This window comes from Stenotrophomonas sp. KH_036_B (assembly GCF_057839485.1).
On sequence record NZ_CM174491.1, the window covers coordinates 4,253,519 to 4,272,375 of the forward strand.

The following is an 18,857-nucleotide window of genomic DNA, read 5'->3' on the forward strand; positions in this document are numbered from 1 at the left end:
GCAGCCGACTAACAGTCGGCTCTACCCCGTCGGATTACCCGGTCGGATTACCCGGTCGGGTTGCTCGTTCGGGTTGCCCGGTCGGCAAGAGCCGGTAGCGCACGACCGTTGGTGGTGCGGCCGCTTGTCGTGCGGCCGCTCAGCCGTTGTCGCGCAGGAACCTGGCCATCGAGGACACGCCCGGTACGCGTGGTTCGAATTCGCCGGCCACGTCGATGAAACCGCGCATCACCGCGATCTCGCGCGGCGTGCGGTTCAGCGCATCGCGTACGTCCGGATCGGCCCCGGCGCGCATCAGGCGTTGCACCAGCAGCGGCAGGCCATGCAGCGCGGCCAGGTGCAAGGGCCCAAACCCGCGTGGATCACGCGCATCCAGCGACACATCTTCGTCGAGCAGCCGTTCCACGGCGGCCAGCACGATCTGTTCGTCGCAGGCGGTGCCCGGCTCGGCGCGTGCGCCCAGCAGCAGCAGCAGCGGCGTGACCGAGCCGGCGGCGGCCTGGTCCGGTTCCGCGCCGGAGAGCAGCAGCGTATCCAGCAGTGCCAGCAGGCGTGAGCGGTCGCGTGCGCTGAAGCCGTACAGCGCGGCGCAGTGCAGCGGGCCCAGCTGCTGCGCATCACCGGCATGCACGTCGGCACCGGCGGTGAGCAGGCGGGCGGCGATATCGGGCAGGCCCAGCGCCGAGGCCAGCATCAGCACGGTGACGCCGCCGGGCAGGCGGTATTCCAGCTCCGCGCCCGCATCGAGCAGGGCCGAGACGATGTCGATCTGGCGCATGCTGACCGCCGCCGACAGCGGCGTGGCCCCGCTCGCGGCCGCATGCTGCGGATTGGCACCGCGCGCGAGCAGCAGGTCGACCACGGCCAGGTGGCCGCCACCGGCAGCACGCAGCAGCGCGGTGCAGCCCTGCGCGTCCACCACGTCCACCGCAAACCCAAGGTCGATCAGGCGGCGTACCGCATCGGCGTCGCCGGCCATGGCCGCGGCCGGCAGGTCACCGTCGCGCAGCGCGCGGCGCGGCAGCTGCCATACGCGCCAGTCCAGCCAGTCGGCCAGGTCGCGGCGACCGATCGACAGCGCCACGCCCAACGGCGTCTGCCCGTCTGCGGCGCGCGCTTCGGGCGAAGCGCCCTGCTGTACGAGCAGCTTGAGCGAGCCTTCGCGCGCCAGCGCGGTGGCCAGGTGAAGCGCGGTCATGCCATGGCTGTCGCGCGCCTCACGGTCCACGCCCAGGGTGAGCAGGGCCTGCTGCAGGCGCAGCCAGCCCAGGCGCACCGCCAGCGACAACGGCGGATCACCCGCTGGCGAGGCGGCGAATGGATCGGCGCCGCGTTCGAGCAGGTCCAGCGCCAGCTGCTCCAGCCCGCGCGAGGCATGGTCGTGCTGCGCGCAGGCGCTGAGCAGGCGTGCAAGGCCACCGGCACCGGCCGGCGACAGACCGCGGCGCAGCAGCACCTGCAGCGCCGGCACCGCGTCGATGCCGCGCGCGAGCAGCGCGAACATGGGGGTGTCGCCACAGGCGTCCAGCACTTCCGGGGCGGCGCCGTGTGCCAGCAGCCAGTCCACCGCCTGCGGGTCGAGCGCGAGTTCGGCATCGTGCAGCAGGCCGCCGAGCTCATCGGCGCTGCACAGACGGGCCAGCGAAGCCATGCCGTCCGTGTTGCCGAAGCCCAGCGCCTCGCGCAGCAGGTCCAGCGGCGGCCGGTCGGGCAGTGCCGGGGTGCCTGGCTCGGCGTCGGCTGCGCCGGCCAGGCCGTCGCTCACCGCCGCCGGCAGCGGATAGCTGCGGTCGAGCAGCGAGACGATCGCCCAGCGACCGGCGCTGGCGGCGATGTCGACCGCGCGGCGGCCCTGCGGATCCGGAACATCGGCGGCAATGCCGAGCTCGAGCAGGCGGCGCACCAGCAGCGGCGACACGTTTTCCGCCATGCAGGCCAGCAGTACGGCGTTGCGGCCTTCGCCGTCCACCGCGGTGATATCCGGGGTGTGCGGCAGCAAGTGTTCGATCACGGCGGCGCGCCCGGCACGGGCGGCTTCCAGCCACGGCGTGCGCGACAGCGCGTCGCGCGCCTCCAGGTTGGCGCCGGCGGCCAGCAGCACATCGATGATGTCCACGTGCCCGGCCAGCGCGGCTTCGTGCAGTGCGCTGCGGCGCTGGCGGTCGCGCGCGTCGGCACGCGCCTTGTGCTTGAGCAGCAGCTGCACGCCCGCCGGATCGTCTTCTTCCGTACCGGCGGCGGCCAGCAGTACGGGCGTGCCGTCGGCCGGTTCGGTGCGCGCGCCGCGCTCGAGCAGGAAACGGGCCAGCCGCCAGTTGCCGACCTGGCAGGCCACGGCCAGCGGCGACCAGCCATCCTGGTTGAGCGCGTCCACTTCGGCGGCGGCGTCGCGCAGCAGCGCGGCCACGCCCGGGTCGGAGCTGCGCGCGGCGTGATGCAGGGGCGTGTTGCCCTCGGTATCCACCGCGCGCGAGTCCGCACCGTTGGCGAGCAGCGTCATCACCGCTTCGGGCCGGCCGTGCCAGCTGTCACGGGTGGCCGCCAGCAAGGGGGTCATGCCGCGATGCGGCGCATTGACACCGACGCCGCGTGCGATCAGTTCGCGCAGCAGGCGCAGGTCCGGCAGTACGGCGGCCAGCACCACCAGGCTGCGCTGGTCGCGCCAGGCCGGGTCGGGCAGGCCCTGCGGATCGGCACCGGCGGCCAGCAGCTGCAGCGCGCGGTCGACGCGGCCGCTGCGTGCCGCTTCGTAAAGGGCCGGCAGGCGTTCGTGCTGGCCCAGCGGCTCCAGCGGCTGCGGGGCTTCATCGTGGGCGCCAGCGGCATGCACGGCCGCCGCGAACGGGTCGTTGCCCAGATCGAGGTGGCTGCGGGTGGCCAGCGGATCGGCCGGTGCAATGCGCTGCAGGGCGAAGTGCGCCAACGGCGAACCCAGCAGCACGGCCAGCGCGAAGGGCCAGCGCAGGCCGTCCGGGAGCAGGCCGGGCCACGCCGGCACCACCACCAGCGCGCAGACGGCGACCACCAGGCCGGCCACGATCAGGCCACGCCAGGCAGTGAGGTCGCGCGCGGCCAGGGTCCGCCAATGGCGCGCCAGGCTGCCGTCGCTGCGCTCGATCTCGTTCCACAACGGCCAGGTCCGCCAGACGCCGAGCAGCGCGGCACTGACGGCCACGCTCAGGCCCAGCACGGCGGCCAGGCTGCCGCTGTCGTGCAGCGCGCCCAGCGGCCAGGCCACCAGCAGCGCCAACAGCAGCGGCCCAAGGCCCCACAGCGCGAGCAGCGCGGGAACATCCTGGCGTGCCAGCTGCGCCATGGCGGGCACGGTCCGGCTGCGCCGCCACCACGACACGCCCAGCGCGAACGCGGGCTGCGCCAATGCCGCACCCAGTGCCGCCGGCACGCCGCCGAGTACGACCGCCAGCGAGAGCAGGCCGCCCAGGCCGAAGGCAAGGCCTGCGGCGCGGGTGCGCAGGGCGTCAGTCATTGCGTCGCGGTACCCGCACGGGTGGCACCGGTGGCGGTGGCAGCTGCAGGTGGAAGCCGCGCTCGGCCAGGTTGGCGCGCACTTGATCAGCGTCGGCCAGGGCAAGGCGACGGTCGGGGGTCAGGGCGACTTCGAGCACGAATGCGAACGGCGCCAGTGTGGCCTTCAGCGCATCAGGAATGGCATCGAAGGCGTCACGGGCGGCGAGGTAGACGTAAGTGTCCTGCTTGCGTTGGCTTTTGTAGACGTAGGCTTGCATTGCCCGCGGGGCTTGGCCCTGGGAATAGATGCGTTGATTGTGGAGTAAAGCAGGCAAGGGCGAAAGACGGCAACGCGCTGCGGTGCCGGTTTACTGGCGCGCGACAGATTCAGGTTCATCAATGTCGCGGCGGTGTTCAGGTTGGGGGTGGCCGCCGATGGATGCCTGGCGGCCGCCGTGGACGGGTACGGCGGCCGGAGAGGTAACTTCAACGGCAGCCGCGAAAGGCAGCCGCAGAAGCCAGCCGACTAACAGTCGGCTCTACACAGTCGGCTCTACCTGGTCAAATGACGGTTCCCGTCATTTGACCTTGGCGTAGGTACCCTTGAGGGCGACGCCTGCGAGGATGGCGCCGGCATAGCATTCGTAGTTGGTGGTGCTCTTGAACTCGTTCTTCTTGTAGTAGCTGACGATGTCCACGACGGCGTTGGCGCCGCGCGACTTGGCGCCGTCCTGCAGTGCCTTCAGCGCCGACAGGGCCACCCAGTTGCAGGCCACTTCGTCGCTCTTGTTGGCGGCGTTGGTCTTCTTGTTGGTCACGTCTTCACCGAGGCGCTGCTGGACGTTGACCTTTTCGCCGGCCAGGTAGAAGCGGACGCTGCCGTCGATGCCGGCCGCCTTGGCGTCGGGCGAATTGATCAGGCTGCGCAGCGACTGTTCGACACGGGTCTCACGGGCATTGGCGGTGCTGGCGACGGCAAGCAGGGCCACGGTGGCAATCAGGGCAAAACGACGCATTCAACGTTCTCCTTGTTGGTAAGCAGGTATTGGGTTTGAGGTTACGCGTCCTGCCAGCGGCGGAAGATCAACGAGGTGTTGATGCCGCCGAAGGCGAAGTTGTTGCTCATCACGTAGTCGGTCTGCAGCGCGCGGCCTTCGCCGCGGATGTAATCCAGCGCGCCGCAGCGCGGGTCTACTTCGTGCAGGTTCAGGGTCGGGGCGAACCAGCCTTCGCGCATCATTTCGATGGTCATCCAGGCTTCGAACGCGCCGCACGCGCCCAGCATGTGGCCGACGTAGCTCTTGAGCGAGCTGATCGGCATGCCCGGCCCGAACACCTGCGCGGTGGCCTGGGTCTCGGCGATGTCGCCGTGTTCGGTGGCGGTGCCGTGTGCGTTGACGTACCCGATCTGGCCCGGTTCCAGCCCGGCATCTTCCAGCGCCAGGCGCATGGCCTGGGCCATGGTGTCAGCGGTGGGCTGGGTGACGTGCTGGCCATCGCTGTTGGTGCCGTAGCCGACCACTTCGGCCAGGATGGTGGCGCCGCGTGCCTGCGCGTGCTCCAGGTCTTCCAGGATCAGCGTGCCGGCGCCCTCGCCCAGCACCAGCCCATCGCGGTGCGCGTCGAACGGGCTCGGCGTGGTCTGCGGGGCGTCGTTGCGCACGCTGGTGGCGAACAGGGTGTCGAACACCGCCGCCGCGGTGGCGTCGAGCTGCTCGGCGCCACCGGTGACCATCACCGTCTGCTTGCCGCTGCGGATCGCCTCGTAGCCCGACCCCACGCCCTGGCTGCCCGAGGTACAGGCGCTGGAGGTGGTGTAGACGCGACCGGACAAGCCGAAGAACACGCCGATGTTCACCGGCGAGGTGTGGCTCATCATCTTCAGGTAGGTGGTGGCGCTGATGCCTTCGGTGGTGTGTTCGTGCAGCATGCGGCCGAACTCGGCGGTGGCCTCGTGGCTGCCCGACGAGGAACCGTAGGCCACGCCGGCGCGGCCGCTGCGCAGCACCGGGTGGCCGATCAGGCCGGCCGCCTCCAGCGCCAGTTCGGTGGCGCGCACCGACATCACCGCGACCTTGCCCATGCTGCGCGTGGTCTTGCGGTTGTAGTGCGGCGGCAGATCGTAGTCTTCCGCCGGCGCGGCCAAGCGCGTGTTGAGGCCATCGAACACCTCCCAGCCGGGGATGTAGCGCACCGCGTTTTCGCGGGCGTGCAGGCGGGCGCGGATGCTGGGCCAGTCGTGGCCCAGCGGGCTGATGGCCGCTGCACCGGTGACGACCACACGACGATCGGGTCGGCTCATCAGACCATGCCTCCATTGACCGAGATCACCTGGCGGGTGATGTAGCCGGCCGATTCGGACAGCAGGAAGGACACCGCATGGGCGACCTCGTCCGGCTGCCCCATGCGCCCGGCGGGGATGAGTTTGAGCGCGTGGTCGAGCACTTCTTCGTTGACCATCTCGGTCTCGATCAGGCCCGGTGCCACGCAGTTGACGGTGATGGCACGGCTCGCCAGTTCCAGCGCCAGCGCCTTGGTGGCCCCGATGATGCCCGCCTTGGCGGCGCTGTAGTTGGTCTGCCCACGGTTGCCGACCAGCCCCGACACCGAGGACAGGGTGACGATGCGGCCGGGCTTGCGCCGCCGCACCATCGGCATCACCAGCGGGTGCAGCACGTTGTAGAAGCTGTCCAGGTTGGTGTGCACCACCGCATCCCAGTCCTCGGCAGGCATCGCCGGGAACGCGCCATCACGGGCGATGCCGGCGTTGCAGACCACGCCGTAATAGGCGCCATGGGCCTCGACATCGGCCTCCAGCGCGGTACGCGCCGCGTCACGGTCGGACACGTCGAACATCAGCACGCGGGCTTGCCGGCCCAGTGCCTGGATCTGCGCGACCACCGACTGCGCTTCCTCGATACGACTGCGGCAATGCACCACCACGTCGAAGCCATCGCGCGCGATCCGCAGCGCCACGGCGCGGCCGATGCCCCGGCTGGCGCCGGTCACCAGCACGGTCAGATTCCCTGTCATGCCTCTCCACTCTCCAGATAGGCCATCGCATCGCGTGGTTCGAACACCGATACGTTGGCAACCGCCAACTCAACACCGCCTGCCAGGATCCGGCAGGCGAACATGCCCAGCCCATTTTCGCCCATCAGCTCGCACTGTGCCTCCACCCGCAGGCAACTGCCCGGCGTGAAGTGCGGCTGGTGGGCGGTGTAGCGCCGCGTGCCCAGCAGGAAGCCGATCGAGGGATCGCGTCCTTCGGCGCGCGCGCGGCACCCGGCCCAGGCTGCAATCGCCTGCGCCATGTATTCCACCCCCACCCACGCCGGCACCCCGTCGGGGGTGGTGAACAGGCCGTGGGCCGGGACGTCCACTTCAACCACGATGGATTCGGGCTGCCAGTCGATCACCCGGTCGATCAGGCGCAGGCTGTCGCGGTGCGGCAGCACCGAATCGATGTCCGTGGGCAGCTGCATGCTCAACTCCGCGCCAGCGCCAGCACGGCATTGCTGCCGCCAAACGCGAATGAGTGGCTGAGCACGTGCTGCGGCGGCTGCGCCGCGCGCGTGCCCGGGGCCACCAGGGCCAACGCCGGCAACGCTTCGTCGGCGTGGCCGTCCCACCAGTGCGCGGGCAGCCGCTGCTCCGGATTGTCGGCCAGGGTCATCCAGCACAGGGCGGCCTCGATCGCGCCGGACGCCCCGAGCGTGTGGCCGGTGAGCGGCTTGGTGGAACTGGCCGGCACCTGGGTGCCGAGCACGGCGGCCACGGCCAGGCTCTCCATGGCGTCGTTGTGCCCGGTGGCGGTGCCGTGCAGGTTCACGTAATCGATCTGCGCCGGCTCCAGGCCGGCGCGGCGCAACGCCTGCTGCATGGCGTCGATGGCGCCGCTGGCCTGCGGATCCGGGGCGGACATGTGGTGCGCATCGGACGATTCGCCCCAGCCCGACAGGCGCACCGGGCCAGGCTCGCGGGTCATCAGGAACAGCGCGGCACCTTCACCGATGTTGATGCCGTTGCGGTGCCGGGAGAATGGATTGCAACGTGCGGCCGACACCGATTCGAGGGCGCTGAAGCCGGCCACGGTGAAGCGGCACAGCGAGTCGGCGCCCCCGGCGACCACTGCGTCAACGATCCCGGCGCGCAGCAGGCGCGCGGCCGACATCAACGCCTTGGCACTGGACGAGCACGCGGTCGAGAGCGTCCAGGCCGGGCCGCTGCTGCCGATGCGGGTGCGCACGAAGCGCGCCGAGGTGCCCATTTCCTGCTGTGCATAGTGGAAATCGGTGGGCCAGCGCCCCTCGTCGGCCTGCATGCGCAGCGCGTGTTCGGACTCGCCGATGCCGGAAGTGCTGGTGCCGATGATGACCGCCACGCGCTCGGCGCCGTAGCGCGCGATCGCCGCGTCCACGGCCGGGCGGATCTGCTGCAGCGCGCTTTCCAGCAGCGCGTTGTTGCGCCCGCGCAGCGCCACCGGCAGGGCCGACAGGTCGGGCAGTGGATCGGCTACTTCGCCCAGGGCCAGGGTGCGCCCCGGGATCATGCTGTCGTTGTCGCGCAGGCCGCCGGGCTGGTCGGCGAACAGGCCGGCGCGCACCTGCGCGCGCCCGCTGCCCAGTGCGCAGACCACGCCAAGCTCATTCAGATATACCGCGGTACTGCTCACGATTGCGCTTGCCCCATGTCCAACGATTCGATCACCAGTTCATACCCTTCGGCCAGGTTGCGCAGTTTCACGCGGCCGTCGGCCAGCGGTTCCAGCACCAGCCAGGCGGTGCCGCCCTGCTCCAGGCGGCGGCTGCCGTTGGACTCGACCAGGGTCCAGCCGTCCGGCAGGGCCGCCCGGATGGCATCGGCCGGCCACAGCGCAAACTGAAGGTCGTCCAGCACGCGCTCGCCCCGCACCTGCGGCGGCAGCCACGGGGCGCGGGTCTGCTCCAGGGTGCGCCCATCCCAGACCATGCGCACGCCGGTCTGGCCCATCGCCTGCACGGCCAGCCGCACCTGCTCGCCATCGGCCTCGAGCAGCGCGTCCAGCTCGCGCTCGTGGGTGCCGAAGCGGAACTGCAGGCGCTGCTGCAGCTGCAGTGGTGTGGCCAGTGCGGAAGGCGGCAGCTGCAGGGTGGGCAGCTGCACCCGCGGCGCGGGCATGCGGGTGCTGGCGCAGGCCACCAGCAGCACGCACATCAACAGGGCAAGGATCAGCCGGTGCACAGTTCCTCCAGCACCCGCAGGCGACGACCGCTGTCGTCGGCCACGTACGGATTTCTGGTATCCCAGGCATAGCCGGCCAGGATCGAGGAGATCATGCGGCGCACGTCCGGCTGCGGGTCGGGGTGGTAGATGATCTTCTGGAAGCCGCCGGCGTACCAGGCTTCAACGAAGCGACGGAACGTCTTCACGCCAGCGCGCAGCGGAATGGCGAACTCGCGCTCCCAGTCCACCTGCTCACCGGCATGGCGGCGGGCGAGGCAGTCGCTGGCCAGCTGGGCCGACTTGAAGGCGATGGTCACGCCCGAGGAGAACACCGGGTCCAGGAACTCGCCGGCATTGCCCAGCAGCGCATAGCCTTCGCCCCACAGCGAACTCACGTTGGCCGAGTAGCCGGTGATGGTGCGCACCGGCAGCACCGCCCATTCGGCGTTCTTCAGCAGGCGGGTCAGGTTGGGGTCTTCGCCGACGATGGCCTGCAGCTTCTCCAGGTCGGTGCCCGGGTACTTCTCGAAGAAGCTCGGCTCGGCCACCACGCCCAGCGAACAGCAGCCGTTGGAGAACGGGATGGTCCAGTACCACACGTCCACGTGCTCGGGATGGGTGGTGATCAGGATCTTGTTGCGGTCGAAGCCGGCGTCGGCCGGAATGTGGTCACGCACGTGGCAGAAGATCGCCCCGCGTACGGGGAAGTTCGACGGCGACTCCAGGTTGAGCAGGCGCGGCAGCAACCGCGCGAAGCCGCTGGCGTCCAGGATGAAACCGGCCTCGATGGTGTACTCGCTGCCATCCGGGCGGCGCACCTGCACCCGCGCCGGGCTGCCCGGCTCGACCGACAGCACTTCATCGCCGAAGCGCAGCGTGGTGCCCATGCGCTCGGCACCGCGTGCCAGCACGTCGTCGAAATCGGCGCGCTGCACCTGGTAGGTGGTGCCCCAGCCGGGCGAGAACTTGTCGCGGAAGTCGAACTCGGTGCTGCGCTCGCCGCGCACGAAGGCCGCGCCGTTCTTGTACTGGAATCCGGCCTGCACCACGTCCTGCAGCAGGCCCGCCGCTTCGATGTACTCCATGCTCTGCGGCAGCAGGCTCTCGCCGATGGAGAAGCGCGGGAACTGCTGGCGCTCCAGCATCAGCACCTGGCGCCCCTGCCGGCGCAGCATCGCGGCGGCGACCGAGCCGGCCGGGCCCGCGCCAATGATCAGAATTTCGGTTGTTTCCAGTGCTGCGTTCATCGATACATCCTTGATCACGAAAGTGGGGGAGGCGCGGTCGCTCAGTGCGGTGCGTCGTGAGGCGGTGGACGGAACAGGGGCGAGATCAACCAGACCAGGCCGATGCCGAACAACAGGGTGAGGCCGAAGGCGCGCAGCGCCGGCGTGGCCGACAGGCCCAGCAGGCCGAACGACAGCCAGGTGCTGGCCGCGCCCACGCACACCGCCAGCCAGGCGCTGGCATCGCCACGGTGCTCGATCAGGAAAATGCCGTAGTCGATGCCCATGCCCAGCAGCAGCATCAGGGCCAGCACGTTGAACAGCTGAAGCGGCTGCCCGAACAGGCCCAGCAGGCTCAGCGTGAGTGCACCGGCGGCCAGGGTCGGGGCGAACACCCGCCATGCCTGCGCGCGGTAACGCCAGTACAGCACCGCGAACACCAGCACGATGCCGACCAGCAGCAGCACGCTCATCAGCTTGCGGTAGTGCTTGAGCAGCGAGGAGAAATCGGCGGTGCGGTCGACCCAGCGCACCCCGTCGATGCCCTTGGCCTGCGCTTCCAGCAGGGTCAGCGCATCGGCGCGGGACAGGTCGTCCACCATCACCACCGACGCCATGCCCTCGCCCACCGTGCCCAGCCACAGATGACGGAACGGCATCGCCGCGGGCGAGGCCAGGAACGCATCGGCCTGCAGGTCGTGTGCGGCGAACACCGGGCGCTGCAGCGGTTCACCCACCGCCTCGCCCACCTTGGCCAGCACCTGCGGTTCGATCCGCGCGGTCAGCGCGGCATCGGCATGCTGGCGCTGCACCGACGGCAACCACTCGCTGATCGCGCGGTAGCCGCCGATCTGCTTGTTGGCCGAGAGCACGCGCAGGCGTTCGATCAGGGCTTCCTCACGCTCCAGCACCTGTTCGGCGCTGGCGCCCTGCACCAGGTAGAACTGCGCCGGACTGGGCATGCCCAGCATCTGGCTGATCCGGATCTGCTGGTTGATCAGCGTCATCGGCGAGGACTGCAGGCTGCGCAGGTCGTCGTTGGGATGCAGGCGCAGCATGCCCAGCACCGACAGCACCGCGACGGCGCCCAGGAACAGGCCCACCGGGCGGCGCCCGTGCAGACGCGGCCAGCGCTCGAGCGTGGCGCCCAGCCAACGGGCGAACCCGGTGCTGCGGATCTCCCCGCCATCCAGCCAGGGGAACCAGAAGATCACGGTGAGGAACGCACCGGCCAGGCCCACCACGGAGAACAGCGCCATCTGGCGCAGGCCGGGGAACGGCGCCAGGCCCAGCGCCAGGTAGGCCAGCGCACTGGTCACCAGCGCCAGCCACAGGCCGGGCAGCAGGTGGCGCAGCAGCTTCCAGCGGCGGTCGGCTGGTTCGGCCTGACGCGAGGCGAACCAGTGGATGCCGTAGTCCTCGGCCACGCCGACCAGCGAGGCACCGAACACCAGGGTCAGTACGTGCACCTTGCCGAACACCAGTACCGTGACCGCCAGCGCCACGCCGCAACCGATCAGCAGCGAGGCGGCCACCAGCAGGATCGGACGCAGCGAACGGAACGCCAGCCAGACCAGCAGCAGCACTGCCGCCAACGAGCCCCAGCCGATGGTGTTGATTTCCCAGTTGGCCTGCACCGCTGCCGCCTCGGCATGCAGCGGCACGCCGGCGCGCAGCACTTCCAGGCCGGGCGCGTGTTTGGCGGCCGCGGCGGTGGCGGCATCCAGCAGCAGGTCGATGTGCCGCTCGCCGTCGAGCTGGAACGCCGAGCCGACGGTCTCGTACTGCACCACCGACCAGTGCTTGCCGTCGGCTTCGAGCAGCCCGTCGTCACCCATGCGCAGGCCGGAGCCCAACGCACGTTCCTGCCACCACTGCGGCCACAGCGACAGCGGATCCTGACGCCATTCGGTCAGGCGCGGCGCGCCCATCGGGCCGTACAGCGCGGCCAATGCGGATTCGGACAGGCTGTCGGCCGGTTCGTTCTGCAGGCGCTGGCGCTGCTGGTCGGTCAGCAGGCGGTCGCGGTACGGCGCGTAGAACGCGCGCGCCTCATCGAACCAGCCTTCGATGGAGCCGCTCTCCTGGACCAGCGGGGCATCGCCCCGCTCTACCGTCATCTCCTTGCGGAAGGCGAGTTCAGCCGCCTTGGTCTGCGCGGCATCGGCGCTGCCGAGCAGCACCACGACCTGCCGCGAATTCGCATCGGCAATGCGCCGGGTCACGTCGGACAGCAGGCGGTCGTGTGCATCCTGCGGCAGCAACGCCAGGATGTCGGTGTCGATCCGCGACTCCTTCGACCACAGCTGCCACTGCTGCACGCCCAGCCCGACCAGCACCAGCAGCCATGCAATGGCCAACCAGCGCCAGGCGCGCTGCAGCCGGCCGTTGTCACGCCAGGCCGAATTCAACGACTCATTCAAATTTGCGGCCCTCGTCGGCGCTCAGCTGCGCCGGGGTTTCGCTCAGCGCGGCGAAATGGATGCGGGTGACATCCTGGTTCGCTTCGGTGATCTGGACCTCGCGCACGTAGCGGTCGCCGCTCAGTTCGAGCGCGCTGAACACCTTGGCCAGCATCGCCGAGCGCGGGGTCAACTGCATGCGCCAGCCATTGCCCGGCAGCGCCTCGACCTTGACCTCGAACTGCGCCGACAGTGCCTGCGCATCGCCACTCATCAGCGCGAACATGATCGCGTTGACCGAGCGCATCGCCGGCTGCTGGCGGCCGTCCAGTTCGACCCGGCTGCTGCCGTCGCGCTGGCGGCTCAGGATGCGGTCGCGGGTGACCACGACTTCAGAGGGGAACGGCTTGAGCGTGGTCCAGATCACGCCATGGTCCTGGGCCAGCACGAAGCGACCCTGCGAGCGCAGCGGGTTCTTGAACCCCGCCACCTGCTTGTCCTGGCTGAACTCGCCGCGCAGCACGGTGACCTTGGCCACGCGCTGCTTGACCAGGTCCACATCGGCGGCCGGGGCGGCGAGCACGGGGCCGGCGACGGCCAGCACCAGCGGCAACAACAGCACGCCCAGCGTGCGCATGAAACGGTTCATGGTGCGTCCACTCCCAGCCGTTCCCACAGTACCGACGGGCACAGGTACAGCATTTCGTTGGTGGCCGCGTCGACCGCGACCTGGATGGTGTGGGCGCGGGTGAGCACCGCACCACTGCCCGCATCGAAGATCTCGTAGGTGATCTTCAGGCGGTTTTCCCACTCGGTGATCCGCGCGCGCACGCGCAGCGCCTGGCCGTACAGCAGCGGGCGGATGTACTTCACGCGTGCGTCCACCACCGGCCACACGTAGCCGGAATCGCGCATCTGCGGGTAGTCGTAGTCGTAGCGCTGCAGCAGGGCGCAGCGCGCGATTTCGAAGTACTTGAAGTAGTTGCCATGCCACACCACATGCATCGGATCGCAATCGTGGAAGGTCGGCGACAGCGTCACCTCGAGGCTCAGGTCATGCTCGGTCATACAGGCCCCAGCGTTGGCTGCGGATATCGTCCAGCAGGCCGCGCAGCTCGCCATCGAGCGCACGGTCCTCGTCCACCAGTGCGATGCGCTCGCACAGGTCCTGGTACATCGTCTCCAGGTCGCCATGCAGCGTGGCGTTCATGCCGACACGCTGGCGCAGGGCCACACCCTGGCGCGCGGCGATGAGCATGCCGGCCACCACCTGTTCGGTCAGCTCGATCACGCGCAGGCAGTCGCGCGCGGCGATGGTGCCCATGCTGACCTTGTCCTGGTTGTGGCACTCGGTGGAGCGCGAGAACACCGAGGCCGGCATGGTCTGCTTGAGCGCCTCGGCGGTCCACGCCGAGACACTGATCTGCAGCGCCTTCAGGCCATGGTTGATCGGTGCGCGCGCGCCGGTGGAGGCCGACAGGTTGGCCGGCAGGCCATGGTTGTAGCGCGCATCCACCACCAGCGCGAGCTGGCGGTCGAGCAGGTCGGCCAGGTTGGCGATGGTGTTCTTCAACGCATCCATCGCGAAGGCGATGTGGCCACCGTAGAAGTGGCCGCCGTGCAGGATGCGTTCGCCGTCGGCATCGATCAGCGGGTTGTCGTTGGCGCTGTTGAGTTCGGTTTCGATCAGCTGGCGCAGGAACGGCAGCACGTCCTGCACCACGCCGATCACGTGCGGTGCGCAGCGCAGCGAGTAGCGGTCCTGCAGGCGCTGTTCGTTGCGCGGCGGACGGTCGCTGTGCAGGTCTTCGCGCAGGCGCGCGGCGATCTGCATCTGGCCCGGATGCGGCTTGGCCGCGAACAGCATTTCATCGAAGTGGTGCGCGTTGCCATCGCTGGCCAGCACGTTGAAGGCGGTCAGGCGCGTGGCCAGCTTGGTGAGGTAATCGGCGCGGGCGTACGCCAGGCAGGCCAGCGCGGTCATCACGGCCGTGCCGTTCATGATCGCCAGGCCCTCCTTCGGGCGCAGCCGCAGCGGCGCCATGCCGATCTCGGCCAGCACCTCGGCGGCCGGGCGGCGTGCGCCCTGGTACATCACCTCGCGCTCGCCGCACAGCACGGCGGCCACGTACGACAGCGGGGTGAGGTCGCCACTGGCACCGACCGAGCCTTCGGCCGGAATCAGCGGCAGCACGTCGTGCCGCAGCAGCGTGGCCAGGCCCTGCAGCAGCGGGTGGCTCACGCCGGACATGCCGCGCACCAGCGAGGCCAGGCGCGCGGCGATGACGGCGCGGGTCTCCTGCTCGTCCAGGAAACGGCCCAGGCCGCAGCCGTGGTAGGTGAACAGGTGGTGCGGCAGTTCGGCCACCAGCGCCGGCGGAATGTTCACCGTGCACGAATCGCCGTAGCCGGTGGTCACGCCGTAGATCACACCATCCTCGCGCAGCAGGCGGTCGAGGAAGTCCACGCCGCGCTGGATGCGTGCGGTGAACGCCGGATCGTCGGTGACCACGGCGTCGGCCTGGCGCTGGGACAACGCGACCACGTCTTCGATGGTCAGCGGCGCATCGCCGAAGCGGATGGGGGGTGAATTACTTGCCATGAGATGCCTGATCCCAGAAGGGGAAGAAATTGAACCAGTCAAAGGGGGCCTGGGTGACCTGGAGTTCCAGCCACCGGGCGAAATGTTCGGCCTGTGCGGTCAACGCGGCGTCGCGCGAACCACGGGGCAGCACGATGCGGTCGCTGAAATGCTCGAAGCGCACGCGGTAGCCGTCGCCTTCGTGCAGGCACGCCATGGTGTACACCGGGCAGCCCAGTGCGGCGGCCAGCACGTACGCGCCGATCGGGAACTGCGCGGTGTGGCCCAGGAACGGCGCGGGCACGGTACGCCCGCCGCGCAGCGGCACGCGGTCGCCGACGATGGCGACAAAGCCACCGGCTTCGACACGGCGCTGCAGCTCCACCGCGGTGGCCGGGCCCATGTCGGTGACCTGCATGAGCTCGACGGACGCGAGCGGGTCCAGCCGTTGCATCAGCCGGTTGAAGCGCTGCGCGTGGGCGGTATGGACCAGCACCGTGATGCGGAATCCCGGCACCTGTTCGGCCAGCACCTGGCACAGTTCCAGGCAGCCGATGTGCGCGGTGAGGATCAACCCGCCTTCGCGGCGCGCGATCTTGTCCAGCATGAGATCACGCTGCAGGCGGATGTTGGCGGGCGGGTAGCGCCCGCCCAGGCCCAGCAGCTTGTCCAGCAGGGTGTCGGCAAACAACGCGAAGTGCTTCAAGCTGGCCCAGCGCCCGGGCGTGCCGCCGAGCACGCCGGTGTGCGCCTGCAGCCGCTGCAGGTACTGCAGCGAGGACTGGCGGGCAACGCGGTTGCCCAGCCAGTGGCACAGCACCACCGGGTACACGCACAGCCGGAACGGCCAGCGGCCGAACCAGCGGTGCACCCAGCACAGGAACAGCACCCCGGCGGCCGAGGTGGTTTCACCCAGGTCGGCCCAGTGCGGGGCGTTGGCCGGTGCCGGCGTGGTCATGCCGGAGCGCTTCCAGCGGCACGGCGCCACAGCAGGCGCGGCGCGCGGCGCAGCATGCCGAAGAACAGCCGGGTGTGCATGCGGCTGATCCGCACGTTGTCGCGCCACACGTCGAAGTGCGAGACGCCGTCGCTGGGGTAGGTCACCCGCGTGGGCAGGCTGATCACCGGCACGTCGCGCCAGAACAGCCGCACCAGGATCTCGCTGTCGAAATCCATGCGCCGGCCGATGGTTTCCTCGCCCACCAGCCGGGTCACCGGCGCCAGCGGGTACAGGCGGAAGCCACACATCGAATCGCGGATCTGCAGCGACAGCGTGTTGATCCAGACCCAGATGTGGGTGGCATAGCGCCCATACAGGCGCGCCTTGGGCACGCTGTCGTCATAGGCGGGAATGCCGCAGATCACCGCCGTCGGGTGTTGCCGCGCCAGGGCCTCGAAACGCGGAATGTCGGCCGGGTCGTGCTGGCCATCGGCGTCGATCTGCAGCACGTGCGAGTACCCGCGGCGCGCGGCCTCGGCAAACCCGGCCAGCATCGCACCGCCCTTGCCCTGGTTCACGTCCAGGCGCAGCAGGCTGAGCTGGTCGGGCCGCGCGTGCGCCAACGCCCGCAGCACCTGCGCGCAGGCCGGGTGCGAGCCGTCGTCGACAAGCAGGCACGGCAGCCCGCTGGCCAGCACGCCCTGCACCACCGCGCCGATGGCGTGTTCATGGTCGTAGACCGGAATGACCACCAGCGGCGAAAACGCCGCCTGCCCACCCGCGCTGGTCTCACGCATCGCCGAACACCACCCGGCCACTGGCGTGCACGCCGTGGTCGGACACGTAGCGGAAGCTGAGCACGGCCTTGACCGCGTCCCACCCCAGGGTGAGCTGCAGGCGGTCACCGGGGCGCGCCACGTGCTGGAATTTCAACGCATCCATGCGCTCGAAGCGCGGCGGCATGGCAAACGCCTGGCGGCCGTAGTGGATCGCCCAGTCGAGCTGGACCACGCCCGGCAGGATCTTCGCCTGCGGGAAGTGGCCGTCGAAGACGACCAGGTCGCCGTCCAGCGGCAGCACCAGCACGGCGGCCGCGTCGTCGCGCTGCTGCCACTCGGCCACCGGCATCAGCGGCCGGAACAGCGCGCCCAACGCGGCGGCGGTGGTCTTGCCCTGCGCGTTGTACGGCAGCTCGTCAACGAACCGCCAGCGGCGCGGGCGGGTGACCGCATCATGGCTCTGCGCGAGGTGTGCGCCCAGCGCCTGGGCCTGGCGGCGGCGCTCGCCATCGTCCCACTGCGCCACGCCGCCCACCTGCGGTACCACCACGGCGGCGAGCTGTTCGCGCGCGCCCGGCAGCACCAGCACGCGGGCGTCCTGCACGGCCGGGTGCGCGCGCAGCTGCTGTTCCAGCGCGTCCAGCGACACCCGGCGCTCTTCAATCTTGACGATACGGTCGGCGCGTCCGAGCAGGCGGAAGCTGCGCCCGGCATCGGCCTCCACGCGGTCCTGGGTCTGCCACCAGCCGGCCTCGGCCAGATGTGGCGAGGACACGGCCAGGCAACCGTCTTCGATGCGCCAGGACACGCCCGGCAGCGGGTGCCACTGCGGCTGTTCGGCACTCCATTGGCGCCAGGCGATGCCACCGGTTTCGCTGCTGCCGAACACTTCGGTCGGCGCCACCCCGAGCAGCGCGCGCGCCTGCAGGGCCGCCTCGGCGGGCAACGGGCCGCCGGAGGAGAACACCGCGCGCAGGCGGCCCCCCAGCGACGACCAGTCCAGCTGTTCAGGCAGGCGCTTGAGGTGCGCCGGGGTCGCCACCAGCACCGAATCCTGCGCGGCCAGGGCGCTCACCAGGTCTTCGTGGAAGAAGCGGCGCGGCAGGATGGCGCGGCCGGCCACCAGCGGCCACAGCACGCGGAACAGCAGGCCATAGATGTGCTGGTGCGAGACGGTGCCATGCACCTGCGCGCCTTCCAGCTGCGGCCCGAAGGCCGCCTGCAGCGCATCGACCTCGCGGGTCAGCTGGCGCAGGACCTTGGCGATCGCGCTGGGCGCACCGGTGCTGCCGGAGGTGAACACCACCAGTTCCAGCGTGTCCTCGTCCAACGCCAGCAGCGGCGCGGCCGGGTCGGGGGCGGCGTCGGGGTGCAGCGGCGCATGGCGCGCCGGGACGTCACCGGCGAACCCGGCCACGCGCGGGCTCAGCACCTCCAGCGTGGCGGGCAGGTTGTCGCCACCGAGGAACACGCGCTTGCCGGCGTGCCAGGCACCGAGCAGGGCCGCGGCGAAGTCCAGGGTGTCGTCGAAGTACAGCGCCCAGTCGCGGCCGGGGGCGCGGGCGAAGGCCTGCTGCCAGCCCTGCACGCGGCTGCGGAACTGCGGGTGGGACACCACGCGGCCGTCGGCATCGATGCCGACAATGCGATCCGGTTGCGGCACCAGCGCCAACCGGTCCAGCGCGATCCACTCAGCCATGCGCGTGCGCCGCCTTCACTCGCCGCCGCACCAGCCACTCACCGCCAAACAGGACACCCATCATCACGTACGCCAACAATCCGTTGTAGAGCGCCCAGACCTGGTTGGAGGCCCAGAACGCCGTGATCAGGGCCAGGCCCCCGTTGAGAACAAAAAAGCCGCACCACACCTGGGTGACACGGCGGGTATAGACCACGGCGAACGGCGGCAGTTCCGGCTCGGTCAACCGCGCCAGCCGCTCCACCGCACTGGGCGGGAAGCGCAGGCTGGTGGCGAAGATGACCAGCATCACCGCATTGACCAGCGCCGGGTACAGCTTCAGCGGCAGGGCCTGGTTGAACGCAGTGGCCAGCAGCGCCAGCAGGCCGGCGCCCAGCGCCGCAGCCCACCACACCGGCTGGCGGGTGGTCAGCGCGCGCAGCGCGGCCAGGGCGAACAGCAGCAGCGCCATCCAGCGCGGTTCGAAGCGGCCCAACGACAGGTACACGACCAGCGGGTAGGCCAGCGACAGCACTGCAAACGCCGCGACGCGCACCCGGACCATGGTCGATCTTCAG

General features: G+C 70.1%; 17 protein-coding genes. All 17 read right to left on the reverse strand.

All coding sequences use genetic code 11. From position 1 onward, the window contains the following. Positions 1 to 139: 139 nt before the first annotated feature. The gene (locus tag AC3ITN_RS18860; protein WP_489391514.1) at positions 140 to 3,487 is read right to left on the reverse strand and encodes an ankyrin repeat domain-containing protein; all 3,348 of its coding nucleotides are present in this window, start codon (positions 3,485 to 3,487) and stop codon (positions 140 to 142) included. Continuing rightward, positions 3,480 to 3,746 (reverse strand): YcgL domain-containing protein, encoded by a 267-nt coding sequence (locus tag AC3ITN_RS18865; protein ID WP_489391515.1) that lies wholly within the window; start codon positions 3,744 to 3,746, stop codon positions 3,480 to 3,482. The genes AC3ITN_RS18860 and AC3ITN_RS18865 overlap by 8 nt, the downstream gene beginning before the upstream one ends. 300 nt (positions 3,747 to 4,046) lie before the next feature. Continuing rightward, positions 4,047 to 4,484: an excinuclease ATPase subunit gene (locus tag AC3ITN_RS18870; protein WP_313347504.1), complete on the reverse strand. Its 438-nt coding sequence runs from the start codon at positions 4,482 to 4,484 to the stop codon at positions 4,047 to 4,049. Between the two features lie 41 nt (positions 4,485 to 4,525). Next, positions 4,526 to 5,770, reverse strand: coding sequence for a beta-ketoacyl-ACP synthase (locus AC3ITN_RS18875; protein ID WP_313347502.1), 1,245 nt, complete (start codon positions 5,768 to 5,770; stop codon positions 4,526 to 4,528). After that, entirely contained in the window at positions 5,770 to 6,501 is a 732-nt protein-coding gene (gene fabG, locus AC3ITN_RS18880; protein ID WP_313347500.1) for a 3-oxoacyl-ACP reductase FabG, read from the reverse strand. The genes AC3ITN_RS18875 and fabG overlap by 1 nt, the downstream gene beginning before the upstream one ends. Continuing rightward, positions 6,498 to 6,953 (reverse strand): hotdog family protein, encoded by a 456-nt coding sequence (locus AC3ITN_RS18885; RefSeq protein WP_489391516.1) that lies wholly within the window; start codon positions 6,951 to 6,953, stop codon positions 6,498 to 6,500. Before AC3ITN_RS18885 ends, fabG begins: the two co-directional genes overlap by 4 nt. Positions 6,954 to 6,955: 2 nt before the next feature. Continuing rightward, a complete protein-coding gene (locus tag AC3ITN_RS18890) occupies positions 6,956 to 8,143 on the reverse strand; it encodes a beta-ketoacyl-[acyl-carrier-protein] synthase family protein (protein ID WP_489391517.1) in 1,188 nt (395 codons plus the stop codon). Then, positions 8,140 to 8,691, reverse strand: a complete 552-nt coding sequence (locus AC3ITN_RS18895) for a DUF3261 domain-containing protein (RefSeq protein ID WP_489391518.1) — start codon at positions 8,689 to 8,691, stop codon at positions 8,140 to 8,142. The genes AC3ITN_RS18890 and AC3ITN_RS18895 overlap by 4 nt, the downstream gene beginning before the upstream one ends. Further along, positions 8,679 to 9,920, reverse strand: coding sequence for an NAD(P)/FAD-dependent oxidoreductase (locus tag AC3ITN_RS18900; protein WP_489391519.1), 1,242 nt, complete (start codon positions 9,918 to 9,920; stop codon positions 8,679 to 8,681). The genes AC3ITN_RS18895 and AC3ITN_RS18900 overlap by 13 nt, the downstream gene beginning before the upstream one ends. Positions 9,921 to 9,961: 41 nt before the next feature. After that, complete coding sequence (locus AC3ITN_RS18905) at positions 9,962 to 12,322, reverse strand: MMPL family transporter (RefSeq protein WP_489391520.1); 2,361 nt, start codon at positions 12,320 to 12,322, stop codon at positions 9,962 to 9,964. Then, positions 12,315 to 12,950 (reverse strand): outer membrane lipoprotein carrier protein LolA, encoded by a 636-nt coding sequence (locus AC3ITN_RS18910; RefSeq protein WP_489391521.1) that lies wholly within the window; start codon positions 12,948 to 12,950, stop codon positions 12,315 to 12,317. Before AC3ITN_RS18910 ends, AC3ITN_RS18905 begins: the two co-directional genes overlap by 8 nt. Then, positions 12,947 to 13,369: an acyl-CoA thioesterase gene (locus tag AC3ITN_RS18915; protein WP_489391522.1), complete on the reverse strand. Its 423-nt coding sequence runs from the start codon at positions 13,367 to 13,369 to the stop codon at positions 12,947 to 12,949. The genes AC3ITN_RS18910 and AC3ITN_RS18915 overlap by 4 nt, the downstream gene beginning before the upstream one ends. Next, on the reverse strand, positions 13,356 to 14,903 hold the full coding sequence (locus tag AC3ITN_RS18920) for an HAL/PAL/TAL family ammonia-lyase (protein ID WP_313347486.1): 1,548 nt from the start codon (positions 14,901 to 14,903) through the stop codon (positions 13,356 to 13,358). Before AC3ITN_RS18920 ends, AC3ITN_RS18915 begins: the two co-directional genes overlap by 14 nt. Continuing rightward, positions 14,893 to 15,840, reverse strand: a complete 948-nt coding sequence (locus AC3ITN_RS18925) for a lysophospholipid acyltransferase family protein (protein WP_489391523.1) — start codon at positions 15,838 to 15,840, stop codon at positions 14,893 to 14,895. Before AC3ITN_RS18925 ends, AC3ITN_RS18920 begins: the two co-directional genes overlap by 11 nt. Then, positions 15,837 to 16,619: a glycosyltransferase family 2 protein gene (locus AC3ITN_RS18930; protein ID WP_313347482.1), complete on the reverse strand. Its 783-nt coding sequence runs from the start codon at positions 16,617 to 16,619 to the stop codon at positions 15,837 to 15,839. The genes AC3ITN_RS18925 and AC3ITN_RS18930 overlap by 4 nt, the downstream gene beginning before the upstream one ends. Beyond that, positions 16,612 to 18,300, reverse strand: coding sequence for an ApeI family dehydratase (locus AC3ITN_RS18935; RefSeq protein WP_489391524.1), 1,689 nt, complete (start codon positions 18,298 to 18,300; stop codon positions 16,612 to 16,614). The genes AC3ITN_RS18930 and AC3ITN_RS18935 overlap by 8 nt, the downstream gene beginning before the upstream one ends. Then, positions 18,293 to 18,844 carry a COG4648 family protein gene (locus AC3ITN_RS18940; RefSeq protein WP_313347478.1) on the reverse strand — a complete coding sequence of 184 codons (552 nt, stop codon included), beginning with the start codon at positions 18,842 to 18,844 and terminating at the stop codon, positions 18,293 to 18,295. Before AC3ITN_RS18940 ends, AC3ITN_RS18935 begins: the two co-directional genes overlap by 8 nt. Between the last annotated feature and the right edge of the window lie 13 nt (positions 18,845 to 18,857).